Annotated in this window: 12 protein-coding genes; 9 read left to right on the top strand and 3 right to left on the bottom strand. The window is 65.3% G+C overall.

Translation table 11 applies throughout. From position 1 onward, the window contains the following. Positions 1-33: 33 nt before the first annotated feature. On the top strand, positions 34-1,263 hold the full coding sequence (gene hemW / locus JOE41_RS01090; RefSeq protein ID WP_209750415.1) for a radical SAM family heme chaperone HemW: 1,230 nt from the start codon (positions 34-36) through the stop codon (positions 1,261-1,263). Positions 1,264-1,345: 82 nt separating this feature from the next. Here the strand turns inward: hemW and JOE41_RS01085 are convergent, their stop codons facing one another. Together JOE41_RS01085 and JOE41_RS01080 are read right to left on the bottom strand one after the other, a co-directional pair. Continuing rightward, the gene (locus JOE41_RS01085) at positions 1,346-1,765 is read right to left on the bottom strand and encodes a DUF4870 domain-containing protein (protein WP_011692082.1); all 420 of its coding nucleotides are present in this window, start codon (positions 1,763-1,765) and stop codon (positions 1,346-1,348) included. Positions 1,766-1,932: 167 nt separating this feature from the next. Then, positions 1,933-2,784 (bottom strand): DUF3097 domain-containing protein, encoded by an 852-nt coding sequence (locus tag JOE41_RS01080; protein ID WP_209750413.1) that lies wholly within the window; start codon positions 2,782-2,784, stop codon positions 1,933-1,935. Positions 2,785-3,028: 244 nt separating this feature from the next. On the opposite strand from JOE41_RS01080, the gene hrcA reads away from it, so the two are divergent. The 3 genes from hrcA to JOE41_RS01065 all read left to right on the top strand — a co-directional run bounded on the left by hrcA (position 3,029) and on the right by JOE41_RS01065 (position 6,043). Further along, positions 3,029-4,042: a heat-inducible transcriptional repressor HrcA gene (gene hrcA / locus JOE41_RS01075; protein WP_209750411.1), complete on the top strand. Its 1,014-nt coding sequence runs from the start codon at positions 3,029-3,031 to the stop codon at positions 4,040-4,042. A gap of 94 nt (positions 4,043-4,136) precedes the next feature. Continuing rightward, entirely contained in the window at positions 4,137-5,264 is a 1,128-nt protein-coding gene (gene dnaJ / locus JOE41_RS01070) for a molecular chaperone DnaJ (protein WP_011692079.1), read from the top strand. 2 nt (positions 5,265-5,266) lie between these two features. Beyond that, a complete protein-coding gene (locus tag JOE41_RS01065; RefSeq protein ID WP_209750409.1) occupies positions 5,267-6,043 on the top strand; it encodes a 16S rRNA (uracil(1498)-N(3))-methyltransferase in 777 nt (258 codons plus the stop codon). An 8-nt stretch (positions 6,044-6,051) separates the two neighbouring features. On the opposite strand, the gene JOE41_RS01060 is transcribed toward JOE41_RS01065, so the two are convergent. Continuing rightward, positions 6,052-7,014 (bottom strand): GerMN domain-containing protein, encoded by a 963-nt coding sequence (locus JOE41_RS01060; protein ID WP_011692077.1) that lies wholly within the window; start codon positions 7,012-7,014, stop codon positions 6,052-6,054. A gap of 375 nt (positions 7,015-7,389) precedes the next feature. Between JOE41_RS01060 and JOE41_RS01055 the strand changes: the two genes are divergently transcribed. The 5 genes from JOE41_RS01055 (at position 7,390) to JOE41_RS01035 (ending at position 12,945) form a co-directional block, all read left to right on the top strand. Continuing rightward, positions 7,390-8,478, top strand: a complete 1,089-nt coding sequence (locus tag JOE41_RS01055; RefSeq protein ID WP_209750407.1) for a PhoH family protein — start codon at positions 7,390-7,392, stop codon at positions 8,476-8,478. After that, a complete protein-coding gene (ybeY, locus tag JOE41_RS01050) occupies positions 8,475-8,948 on the top strand; it encodes an rRNA maturation RNase YbeY (protein WP_011692075.1) in 474 nt (157 codons plus the stop codon). The genes JOE41_RS01055 and ybeY overlap by 4 nt, the downstream gene beginning before the upstream one ends. Then, positions 8,945-10,288, top strand: a complete 1,344-nt coding sequence (locus JOE41_RS01045; protein ID WP_209750405.1) for a hemolysin family protein — start codon at positions 8,945-8,947, stop codon at positions 10,286-10,288. Before ybeY ends, JOE41_RS01045 begins: the two co-directional genes overlap by 4 nt. Further along, positions 10,272-11,228 (top strand): GTPase Era, encoded by a 957-nt coding sequence (gene era / locus JOE41_RS01040; RefSeq protein WP_011692073.1) that lies wholly within the window; start codon positions 10,272-10,274, stop codon positions 11,226-11,228. The genes JOE41_RS01045 and era overlap by 17 nt, the downstream gene beginning before the upstream one ends. A gap of 151 nt (positions 11,229-11,379) precedes the next feature. Beyond that, positions 11,380-12,945, top strand: coding sequence for an LCP family protein (locus tag JOE41_RS01035; protein WP_011692072.1), 1,566 nt, complete (start codon positions 11,380-11,382; stop codon positions 12,943-12,945). Positions 12,946-13,004 lie beyond the last annotated feature (59 nt).

Here is a 13,004-nt window from a genome sequence, read left to right as displayed (position 1 = left end):
TGATCGTGGCCGGAAACTCCGGAGGCCGCACCCATGCCTAGCGTCCTTCCCCTGGGCGACCCCGCGCCGTCGGACGGCCTGCTGCCCGCGCAGGCCGCTGACGGCGCTGCGCAGCGGCGATTCGGGCTCTACGTCCACATTCCCTTCTGTGCCGTCCGTTGCGGTTATTGCGACTTCAACACCTACACCGCGACAGAGCTAGGCGGCGGCGCGTCCCAGGACGCGTACGCCTCCACTGCCATCGCGGAAGTGGAGTTTGCCGCCAAGGCCCTGCAAGGCAGCGGTCTTCCGGAACGCCGGCTGGGCACGGTCTTTTTTGGCGGCGGCACACCAACTCTGCTGCCCGCGGAAGACCTGGCCCGCATCCTCACCGCGGCGGTATCGCAATGGGGCCTGGAACCGGGTGCCGAGGTCACTACCGAAGCCAACCCGGACTCGGTCACACCGGAGTCGCTGCAGCTCCTTGCGGATGCCGGCTTCACCCGTGTTTCCTTCGGAATGCAGTCGGCTGTTCCGCACGTCCTGAAGGTCCTCGACCGCACCCATACGCCCAGCCGGGTGCCGCAGGTGGTGCAGTGGGCCAGGGATGCCGGACTCGCCGTCAGCCTTGACCTGATCTACGGAACACCGGGGGAGTCGCTGGAGGACTGGCGGTACTCGCTCGAGACAGCCCTCTCGTACGGCCCTGACCACATCAGCGCCTACGCCCTGATCGTGGAGGACGGCACCAAGCTGGCCGCCCAAATCCGTCGCGGCGAAGTGCCGGGGATCGACGACGACGACCACGCGGCCAAGTACGAACTCGCCGATGAACTGATCACCGCCGCAGGCCTTGGCTGGTACGAGGTCAGCAACTGGGCGCGCACGGAGGAGCAGGCGTGCCGGCACAACCTGGCCTACTGGCGCGGCGATGACTGGTGGGGGATCGGCCCGGGCGCGCATTCGCACGTCGGCGGAGTCCGCTGGTGGAACGTGAAGCACCCCACGGCCTACGCGGGAAGGCTTGCCGGCGGTGTGTCGCCGGCGGCGGGCCGGGAAACGCTCGACGCCGAAACCCGGAATGTTGAGCGGGTCATGCTTGAGGCCAGGTTGAGCACGGGCCTCGAATTGTCCGGGCTGGGTGCGTCCGGGCGGCACGCCGTCGCAGGCCTGATCGCCGACGGCCTGGTGGATCCCGCTGCGGCATTCCAGAGCAGGCTCGTCCTCACCCTGAAAGGCAGGCTGCTCGCCGACGCCGTAGTCAGAAGGATCCTGCCCGACTAATTGGCAGAACCGGCGGTCACTTCGCCTCCGGTTAGCTTGCCGGGCCGGTTACCTTGGCCGGCCGGTTGGTCGGCCCTATGGCTTACTTGATCCAGCGCAGGTTGAAGTCGTAGCGGTGGGGCTGGCCACGGTTGACGTGGATACCGGCCGCCACGGAGAAGCAGGTTACAGCGATCCAGATCAGCGTGGCCAGCACTGCGAAGATGTTACCCACCACCGGCAGCATCACCAGGATGTTGCAGATGACGGCGGCGATTGTGGGAGGCAGGGTGAAGTTCAGCGCTTCCTTGGACTCCTGTGCCGTGAACGGGCCGCGGTCCTTGAAAATCAGGTAGATCAACAGCGACGGGACGCACCCGAGGATGCCGCCGAAGTGTGCGAGGGTTGCCCACTGCCGGTCTTCGTTGGCCGTCAGCGGCAGGGCATTGGCGGGGACACCATGATACTGGGGCTGGCCATGGCCGGCCTGGTTGTCCCGTTGTTCACGTGCGTCTTCTGCCACGGTGTCGTCCTTCGGATTGCAGTGGTGCGGTGGTTCCCGGAAAAGCGGGCGCTGCCTCAACAGCAACAACCGCCGTATCAAGAATACTGGGTCAGGGGTGCATTCGAAGAGTTCAACAGGCGCCCTCGGCACTGCGTACTTCCGTCAACAGGCTTGTGCTCTTCCACCTAGGGCACTGTGAGGAAGTCGATGACCTCTTCCACCCGGCCCAGCAGGGACGGTTCCAGGTCCGCGTAGCTGCGGACTGCCCCGAGCAGTTTCTGCCAGCCCAGGCCGATGTCCTCCTTGGTCTCGTGGGGCCAGCCGAAGGCCGTCAGGATGCCGGTTTTCCAGTCCATGCCCCGGGGGATGGCCGGCCATGCGTCAATGCCCAGGACGGCGGGCCGGATGGCCTGCCACACGTCCACGTAGGGGTGGCCCACAATCAGCACGTTTCCGGCGGCGCCGGGGGACGCCATCACGGCATCGGCAATCCGTGATTCCTTTGAGTCGGCAACCAGGTGGTCCACCAGCACCCCCAGCCGGCGGCCCGGGCCGGGCCGGAACGCGGCAACCGCCGCTGTGAGGTCGTCAATGCCGTGCAAAGGTTCGACGACGATGCCCTCCACCCGGAGATCGTCACCCCAGACTTTTTCCACGAGTTCGGCGTCGTGCTTGCCTTCCACCCAGATGCGGCTGGCCTTGGCCACCTGGGCGCGCTGGCCTTCCACCCGCACGGAACCGGAGGCCGTCCTGCCGGATCCGGCAGGGGCTGCCTGCGGCCGGGGCGCCGGCGGCATCAGCCGGATCGGCAGGCCCTCCAGGAGGAACCCGTAGCCGAGCCGGAACGTGCGTGATTTGCCCCGCCGGTCCTCCAAGGCAACAACATGCATTCCGCCGGACTTCTCCACCCTGGTAACGGCCCCCACCCAGCCGGACTGCACGTCTTCGAGCACCATGCCGCGTTCGACCGGCACTTCGGGCAGCTCGGATTTCCGGGGAGCAGTGATGTCCTGCGGGCCCCAGTTCTGGTACGACATCGGATAGACACAGCCTTGCGCTAGAAAAAATAAACAGGAGAAGTGAACAGGGCGTCTGTAGGTTCACGGCAGTGCACGTCCAGTCCCGCTCCCGGGTTTCGCCAGGAGCGGTACCAATGCTAACAACGCGGCGACTCATATTAGACTGGTTAGCACTTAGACATGTCGAGTGCTAACGGATAACGGGACATGCGCCCGGCGCAGCGCCGGGCCGCGCACCGGGAAAGCCGATCGGAGGTGGAGAATGAGCGAGCCACGCAAGCTTGAAGTATTGCGGGCCATCGTGGAGGACTACGTCCATTCCCGCGAACCTGTGGGCTCCAAGGCACTGGTTGAGCGGCACCACCTGGGAGTCTCCAGTGCCACCATCCGCAACGACATGGCGGCGTTGGAAGACGAAGGCCTCATCACGGCGCCGCACACCAGTGCCGGCCGGATCCCCACGGACAAGGGCTATCGGCTTTTCGTCGACCAGATATCAGCCGTCAAGCCGCTGTCGCAGGCCGAACGCCGTGCTATCCAGACGCTCCTGGAAGGGTCGGAGGACCTGGACGACGTCCTGGAGCGCACCGTGCGGCTGCTATCCCAGCTGACCAACCAGGTGGCCGTAGTGCAGTATCCGCACCTCAGCCGCGCCATGGTGCGGCATATCGAGTTTGTGCTGCTCGCGCCGCGGCAGGTGTTGATCGTGCTGATCGCGGACACCGGCAAGGTCGAGCAGCGGGTTATCGACGTCGGCCAGGAACTCGGCGATGATGCCCTCGCCGGCCTCCGCGCGCGGTTCCTGAAAAGCCTGGCGGGGACACCCCTGAGCCTGCTCCCGCAGGCGCTGCCCGCCGTCGTCGCCGGTTGTGAACCGTCACGCCGGCATGCCGCCCAGGCGCTGGCCCGTGGCCTGGATGCCCTGGCCAGCAGCAGCCGCGAGGAGCGGATGGTCATGGCCGGCACGGCGAACCTCGCGCGGTCCAACGTTGACTTCCCGCTGAGTATCGGCCCGGTCCTCGAAGCACTCGAGGAGCAGGTGGTCATGCTCCGCCTGCTCAGCGAAATGGCCCAGGACCCCCGCGGTGTCACTGTCAGCATCGGCAGGGAGAACCCTTACGACGGACTCGCGGAAGCCTCGGTGGTAGCCACAGGCTACGGCCCCGGCTCCAGCGCCAAGGTGGGCGTACTGGGCCCGACCCGGATGGACTATCCCACAACCATGGCCGCGGTCCGTGCCGTGGCCCGCTACCTTTCCAGGATCCTTGGGCCGTGACCGGTCCTACATCAGCCAACCAGGCCTCCGTGTCCCGGCTTCCGGGGCGCAGCAGCAGCACCACAGGCAGTACAACCAGGAAGAGATACGAACTTTGAGCAGCCACTACGACGTTCTTGGAGTCTCACCCGAAGCGACGGGCGAAGAGATCAAGAAGGCCTACCGAAAGCTTGCGCGCACCCTGCACCCGGATGTGAACCCCGGTGAGGATGCCTCGGACCGCTTCAAGGCTGTCACCCACGCCTACGAAGTCCTTTCCGACCCGCAAAAGCGCCGGGTCTACGACACCACCGGCAACGAGAACGGCACCGATAACGGCTTCGGCGGCGCCGGCTACTCGGGACAGGGCTTTGCCTTCCAGGACATCTTCGACACCTTCTTCGGCGCCGGCGGTTCGTCCGGTCCGGCCTCGCGGGTCCGCCGCGGGCAGGACGCCCTCATCAGCGTCCGCATCGACCTTCGCGATGCCGTCTTCGGCGTGAACAAGAAGCTTGAGGTGGACACGGCCGTTACATGCCCCACCTGCGAGGGATCCTGCTGCCAGCCCGGGGCCCACCCGGTGCGCTGCGACATCTGCGGCGGAAGCGGCCAGGTTCAGCGGGCCGTTCGTTCCATCCTGGGCCAGGTCATGACGGCTGCCCCCTGCGGTTCCTGCGAAGGCTTCGGAACCGTCATCAAGGATCCCTGCAACGAGTGCAACGGCCAGGGCCGCATCCGCAGCCGCCGTTCGCTGACGGTCAAGGTCCCCGCCGGCGTCGCCACCGGAACCCGCATCCAGCTCGGCGGGCAGGGCGAAGCCGGCCCGGCCGGCGGCCCCTCAGGCGACCTGTACGTGGAGATCCGCGTGAATAACGACGCCACGTACGTGCGTGACGGCGACGACCTTCACGCCACCCTGCACATTCCCATGACCGCCGCCGCCCTTGGCACCGAGCTCAGCCTGGACACCTTCGACGGCCAGCAGGAAATCGACGTCAAGGCGGGCACCCAGTCCGGCGAGGTCATCACCCTGCGCGGGCTCGGCGTTACCCATCTCCGGGGCTACGGCCGCGGCGACCTGAAGGTCCACCTGCAGGTCGAAACCCCGACGAAGCTGGATGCCGCCCAGGAAGACCTGCTCCGGCAGCTCGCCAAACTCCGGGGCGAGCAGTACACCGAGGGAAAACTCACCGCCAGCGGGGGAGTTTTTGCCAAGCTGCGGGACCGGTTCGGTAACCTGTAGCGGTGAGCAACCCGGTCTTTTTCGCAACCCCGGGAACCCTGGACGAACAGGTTCCCGGTTCGCACTTTGTCCTCCAGGGTGCTGAGGCCCGGCACGCGATCACCGTCAAGCGGATCGCTGTGGGGGAGTCGGTTGACATCGCCGACGGCGCGGGCAAGAGGCTCACCGGCACCGTTGCGGCCGTCGACCAGGGCGAACTGACGGTGGAGTGTTCGGTCCTTGAAACTGAGGAGCGTCCGGACCTCCGCCTCGTCCTGGTGCAGGCGCTGGCCAAAGGCGACCGCGACGAACTGGCAGCGGAAACAGCTACTGAACTGGGGATCGATGCCGTCATCCCGTGGCAGTCGGAGCGCTCCATAGTCCGTTGGAAAGGCGAGCGTGCCGCCAAGGCCCACGCCAAGTGGCAGTCTGTGGTGACCGCGGCGGCCAAGCAGGCGCGGCGGGCCTGGATTCCCGAGGTCCGTTCCGCCGTCGACGGCGCGGGTTTGCAGTCCGCTGTCGCCGCGGCGGACCTGGCGATCATCCTCCACGAGGATGCCGTCCGGCCCCTGCGCGCAGTGCTGGAGAAGTGGCGCGACGGCGAGGGCGGGACACCCGGTTCGGGGCCCCGCGAAATTCTCCTCATTGTTGGTCCGGAGGGCGGAATCAGTCCGCGGGAAGTCACCAAACTCTGCAGCGCCGGTGCCGTCACGGCCCTGTTGGGGCACCATGTGCTGAGGTCCTCCACGGCAGGTCCGGCCGCCACAGTGCTCGCCAGCGACATCCTCGGACGCTGGTAGCGGCGGAGCTATTCGACCTTGAAGCCCCGGGTGTCCACGTTCATTTCCCGGTCGGGTTTGCCCGGATCGATCTGTGACACCCGGACTTCATAGTTCCCCGGTGCCAGGTTGACTGTCAGCGAGAAATGCCCCGATTGTGCCGGCTCGGCCGACGCCGTAACCTCCCCGCCCAAGTACGACGCCTTGTCTGTGCTGCCTTCGACCTTCAGGATCTTCCACCGGAGTTTCCCGCCGGGGACGGTGCTTCGTCCGCTGATCTTGACGCTGCCGTCAGCAACGCCCACGCCTTCCTGTGGGTCGATGATCCAGACCGGGGCCACCATTCCTGCACTGCGGGGAGTGGGCGAGCCAAGCCGCACGTGGTTGAAGGCCAGGTAGTCCGTGTGCCCGTCAACGAGGATGACAACCTGGATCTGCTGGCCCGAATCCACCAGCCCGGAGCTGGCACCGGCGGCCGTTGCCGTGTACACCAGCTGCTGGATGGCACGATTGGCCATGTCCTCGTCGAGGTTGCTGTTGAAGGCATCCGCTGAGACGTCCACCGTGATCACATTCTTGCCGGAGATCGAGGTTGCCAGCTTCTTCGGGTTCTGCCATGGAGTGAAGAAGTCGGGATCGAGGGGCTTGTCCGACATCATGGCGCGAAGTGCCCTGGTAACCGGATTTTCCTGTTCGGGGACGTCCCGGAACTCACGGTAGAGGAAGACGTTCTCGTTGCTGCGCCCGATCCAATACACCGGTGCCTTGTTGGAGGCCTGTGTGGTTTCCAGCGGTGCGCTTGTGCTGGGGACACCGGCGGTGGCGGACCCGGTCACTGACTGTGGTGTGCTGTCCGCGCTCGTCGCGGAAGGCTGGGGAGTGGCGACGCAGCCGGAGAGGACCATGGCCGCGGGCAGCACAAGCAGTAGCGCGGCGGACCGTGTCCGCCCGCCTCCTGTTGCCTTCCGGCGTCGTGGATTCCAGATCTCCATAGTGCTCCCGGGTACCCCGCCCTGTCCCTGCAACCGTTGTCGGTGACGTCGTTTTCGGCCGGCGCAATCCCGGCGGATTCCAGCATTACATAGAGCGGGCGGCCGCCAGCGGCGTTTGCGGACGGTCAGCAGAACTGCAACGGGAACGATATGAGGCCGATACGAAGTTGATACCTAATGACGTAAACCCGCAACGAAAAGGCTGCACCCGGCCGGCGGACCTCCACGGTCCGCGGCTCCCGGGCGGCGTGCTGGCGTAAGATAAGAGGACTCGGCCGGGCACGGAGCCCGGTGCTGCAGCAGCAGCGGCGATGTGATCGGCCGGAGAGACACTATTCCTAACTGGAGGGGACCAGAGGCCCGCAGGCCGGCACCATGACTGAAGCAACAAACGGAAGGCCCCGGTTCAGCGCCGGAGAGCGCACCACAGGTGAATTTCCCCATAGTCTTCCCGGCGTCCGGACGGAGGTGGTCATCTTCGACAACTCCGAACAAATGGTTCAGTCGCTCGGCAGCCACGATGAGGCGCTGCGTTTCATCGAGGAACAGTTTCCGGCCGTCGACTTCCACGTCCGCGGCAATGAACTGGCCATCAGCGGCCCCGCCGCCGACGTTCCCAGGATCATGCGGTTGCTCCACGAAGTGCGCGGGCTCGTTGACCGGGGAACTGTCATTACGCCGGCGGTACTCCAGCAGCTCGCAGCCCTGCTCCGGAGCCAGTCACTCCAAAACCCGGTTGAGGTACTGACCTACAACATCCTCTCGAGCCGCGGCAAGACGATCCGGCCCAAGACGCTGAACCAGAAGAACTACGTGGATGCCATTGACGCCAACACGGTGATCTTCGGAATAGGACCTGCCGGTACCGGCAAGACGTTCCTCGCCATGGCGAAGGCAGTCCAGGCACTGCAGCAAAAGGAAGTCAGCCGCATCATCCTTACCAGGCCAGCGGTGGAGGCCGGCGAACGGCTGGGCTTCCTGCCCGGGACGCTGAGCGACAAGATCGATCCCTACCTGCGTCCCCTTTACGATGCACTGCACGACATGATGGACCCGGAGTCCATTCCCCGCTTGATGGCGGCAGGTACCATCGAAGTGGCTCCGCTGGCCTATATGCGTGGCCGGACCCTCAACGATGCCTTCATCATCCTCGACGAGGCCCAGAACACCACACCAGAGCAGATGAAGATGTTCCTGACCCGGCTCGGCTTCGGCTCCAAAATGGTGGTCACCGGGGATGTCACCCAAGTGGACCTGCCCTTCGGCACCCGCTCGGGCCTCCGGATCGTGGAAGAGATCCTGCAGGGAATTGAGGACGTCAATTTCAGCGTGCTGGATGCCTCGGACGTGGTCCGCCACCGGCTGGTGGGTGACATCGTCAATGCGTACGGCGTGTGGGACGAGGCACAGAGGAACCGGGTGAAGCATTCCGTGACCCGGGAGAAGCGGGGAGAGCACGCATGAGTATTGAAGTGAACAACGAATCAGGCGTCACGGTGGATGAAGCCCAGCTAGTTGCCCTGGCCCGGTTTGTGTTTGAACGCCTGTACATCCACCCCCAGGCTGAACTGTCCATCCTCCTGGTGGACGAACCCGCCATGGAAAAACTGCACCTGGAACTTATGGACGAGCCGGGGGCCACCGACGTCCTGTCCGTTCCCATGGACGAATTGACTCCGGGCACACCGGACAAGCCGACGCCGCAGGGCATGCTCGGCGATATTGCCGTGTGTCCGCAGGTGGCGGAGGTCCAGGCACGCAATGCCGGGCATTCCACGCAGGATGAGATGCTGCTGCTCACCACCCACGGAATCCTGCACCTGCTGGGATACGACCACGCCGATCCCGAGGAAAAGGAAGAGATGTTCGGCCTGCAGCGGGAACTGCTCGAGGGCTTCACCGGTAAAGAAGCCCCGTCTGAGACGATGCAGTGACCCCACTGATCCTTGTTGGCATGGCGCTGGTCTTCCTCAGTTTCGCAGCCCTGCTGACAGCGGCCGAGTCCGCGTTTAATTTCCTTCCCCGCCACGACGCCGAAGAGGCCGTGCTTCGAAGTGACGGCCAGGCCCTGAAACGCATCCTGGACCAGCCAGTCGCGCACATGCGGTCCCTGAGGTTTTGGCGGATCTGGTTCGAAATGGCCTCGGCAGTGGCGGTCGCTGTCCTTCTGCACAGCCTGCTGGACAGTGTATGGCTCGCCGGCCTTGCCGCCACCGGAATCATGGCCCTCGTAGGCTTCGTGATCGTGGGGGTGTCACCGCGGCAGCTGGGCCGTGCCCACGCCGCCGGCGTCGCCAGGTTCAGTGCGCCGATCATCCGTTTCCTATGCTGGGTGCTGGGTCCCATTCCGGGCTGGCTGGTTGCGCTGGGCAGCGTCGTGGCACCGGGCGCAGGCGCCGGCGACGAAGCCTCCTTCAGTGAAGAAGAGTTCCGCGAGCTCGTGGACCGTGCCACTGAATCTGACATGATCGAGGACAACGAAGCCGAACTGATCCAGTCCGTGTTCGACTTCGGCGACACCCTGGTCCGGGCCGTGATGGTGCCCCGCACGGACATCCTCAGCATCGACGCGGGCTCGAGCCTGCACCGGGCCATGTCCCTCTTCCTGCGGTCCGGCTACTCCCGGATCCCCGTGATCCGCGACAACACGGACCAGATCCTGGGCATCATCTACCTCAAGGATGTCGCCGCCGCGCTGCACGGCCTCGGCCCGGGCGAGGAACCCCCCATCGTGGATGACCTCGCCCGCGAAGTCCGCTACGTGCCGGAGTCGAAGCAGGTCAGCGACCTGCTTCGTGAACTGCAAAAGGAATCAACGCATGTGGCCATCGTGATCGACGAGTACGGCGGAACTGCCGGACTTGTGACGCTTGAGGATCTGATCGAGGAAATCGTCGGTGAGATTGTGGATGAATACGACACCGAGAGCGCCGAGGCCGTGGCCCTTGGCAACGGCAGCTACCGGGTGAGTGCCCGGATGGGCATCGACGACCTCGGCGAGCTGTTTGATGTGGAACTTGACGACGACGAAGTGGACACCGTCGGCGGCCTGCTCGCCAAGGCCCTCGGCCGGGTTCCCATCGTCGGCAGCACCGTAGAGGTGGACGGGATCTCGCTGCGGGCGGAACGCCTGGAAGGCCGCCGCAACAGGGTCAGCCACATCATCGCGGCGCCCGTTGCAAAGGGCGCCGTTCCAGAACAAACTGACCTTGAAGACCTACTCGACGAGGCCGAAACAATGCAACAGGGAGTTCCACGTGAGCAAGCAGAATAAAGCGGACGACGACGCCTTTGGCGGCTTTCGGGCCGGATTTTCGATCCTTGTGGGCAGGCCGAACGCCGGTAAGTCCACACTGACGAACGCCCTTGTGGGCAAGAAGGTGGCCATCACCTCTGCCAAGCCGCAGACGACGCGCCACACGATCCGTGGCATCGTCCACCGGGACGACGCCCAGCTCATCCTCGTGGATACACCCGGTCTGCACCGGCCGCGGACGTTGCTCGGCAAGCGCCTCAATGACCTGGTGGCGGACACCCTCTCCGAAGTGGACGCCATCGGCTTCTGCCTTCCCGCCAACGAAAAGATCGGTCCCGGCGACCGCTTTATCGCCGCCCAGCTGGCCGCGGTCGGCAAAAAGCCCATCATCGCCATCGTGACCAAGGCAGACCTGGTGGACCGTCAGGCACTGACGGAACAACTGCTCGCCGTTGCCGCCCTGGGCCGCGAAGTCCTTGGCGAGGAGGGCTGGAAGGACATCGTGCCCGTGTCGGCAACGGACGGCTTCCAGGTCGGCACCGTGGCGGACGTCCTCATCAGCCACATGCCGCCCTCGCAACCGCTGTACCCGGACGGGCACCTGACCGATGAGCCCGAAGCAGTCATGGTGGCCGAACTCATCCGCGAGGCCGCGCTGGAGGGTGTCCGCGACGAGCTTCCGCACTCCCTGGCCGTAGTGGTGGAGGAGATCGTTCCCCGGGAGGGCCGGCCCGAGGACAGCCCTTTCCTGGACGTCAGGGTCAACCTCTACGTGGAGCGTCCCTCCCAAAAAGCCATCATCATCGGTAAGGGCGGCGCCCGGCTGCGGGAAGTCGGCACCACCGCCCGCAAGGGCATCGAAGCCCTCCTCGGTACCCGGATCTACCTCGACCTGCATGTCAAGGTGGCCAAGGACTGGCAACGGGATCCCAAGCAGCTGGTGAAGCTCGGTTTCTAGCCCTCGCCGGGCACGGGGCTGCGTCCCGAGATGCTGCCGCCGGACCGGACGGCCCATCCCGGCTGTCCGGCGGGCCCGCCCATCGGGCGTTTTCCCAGCCAGGACCACTAAAATGGACCGAACCCCGTTTTATAGAGGAAGGTAACACCACGTGGTGCGACGCCGAGACACTCCCGGACAAGGCATTGGTTCGCCAGCGTCCGACGCCGCTGCCAGGCATTCGGACACGAAGGACATGGGCCCCGCCCGGCACCTCGGCGCCATGGGCGGAAAGCCCGCGTGGTTCAAGGTGGCCACTGCTGTTGTGGCCCTTGTCCTGGTGGGCGCTCTCGCTTTCGCCGCCTTCTGGGTCATCCGCTTGCAGATGAACATCAGCAAAGCTCCGCTCGGCGCAGGCAGCAGCCGCACCGAAGATCCCGTCAACGACTCCAAGGACCGGATGCAGATCCTGATCCTGGGCTCGGACACCCGCGACGGCAAGAATTCCGACTACGGCACGGCCGAGGACTCCACAGGCTACGGCCAGTCGGACGTCATGATGATGATGGACATCTCGGCGGACAACAAGCGTGTCAGCGTCATCAGCTTCCCGCGCGACCTGCTCGTGGACATTCCCGAATGCACGGACCAGAAGACCAAGCAGGTGTTCCCGGCCCGAAGCGGCGTGATGATCAACGAAGCCATGAAAGAGGCCGGCATCGGCTGCGCCGTGGACACGGTGAACAAAATCACGGGGTTGGAAATCGACCACTTCATGATGGCGGACTTCAACGCGGTCAAGGAACTTTCCAACGCGGTGGGCGGCGTGGAAGTCTGCGTAAGTGACGCCGTCTACGACCCCGACTCCCGCCTGCGCCTCCCCGCAGGAAACTCGCAGGTGCAGGGCGAGCAGGCGCTGGCCTACCTGCGGACCAGGCATGCCTTCGCGGACGGCGGTGACCTGGGCCGCATCAAGGCGCAGCAGGGCTTCCTGTCATCCCTCACCCGCAAGATCAAGGATGACGGCACACTGTCCGACCCCCAGAAGATGCTCAAGATTGCCGACGTCGTCACGCAGAACCTTACGGTGGATGACGGGCTGGCGTCCGTCCCGTCGCTGCTGACCATCGGCAACCGGCTCAAGAACATTGACATCAGCAAGGTGGCGTTCGTTGCCGTGCCAACCACGCCTGCTCCCACTGACCCCAACCGGCTCACCGTTGCCGAGCCGGCCGCATCGCAGCTTTTCGCCGCGCTGCGCAAGGACGTCGACCTGACCGACCCGACAGCCACCCCGAGCCCCACGGCGGAGCCGAGCGAATCGGCTCCCGCCCCGACGCCGACCGAAACGCCGCTGCCGCCCTACGATAAGGCGCTGCAGCCGGTGACCGTCGCGAACGGAACGGGTGTCCCGGCGCGGACCCAGGAGATCACCCAGGCGATCATCGCCGGCGGCTTCACCCAGGTGGCCCCGCTTGTGGCGCAGCCTGTCGCGAAGACGGCGGTCTACTACGGACCCGGCTTCGAGGACGTGGCGGCGGACGTCGCAGCATTGCTGGAAATACCCGCCACGCAGGTTCTCCCGGCGGCCGGCGTCAGCGGAGTTCAGGTCTACCTCGGCACCGACTTCATGTCCGGAACAAAGATGGACTCCGTGCCGCTCCCGTCCGACATTGTCAACCAAACGGCCGGCGACACCGTCTGCCAGCAGGCGAACCCTGAACTGATCGTCCGCTAGCTGCGGTTGTTGCATCGACGCATAAACTGCGGGGCCGGCCACTGTTTGTGGCCGGCCCC

The sequence above is a fragment of the Arthrobacter sp. PvP103 genome, assembly GCF_017833075.1.
Classification (GTDB): Bacteria; Actinomycetota; Actinomycetes; order Actinomycetales; family Micrococcaceae; genus Arthrobacter.
The sequence above is the reverse complement of the archived record's forward strand: the minus strand, read 5'-3'. Positions and strand labels throughout refer to the sequence as shown.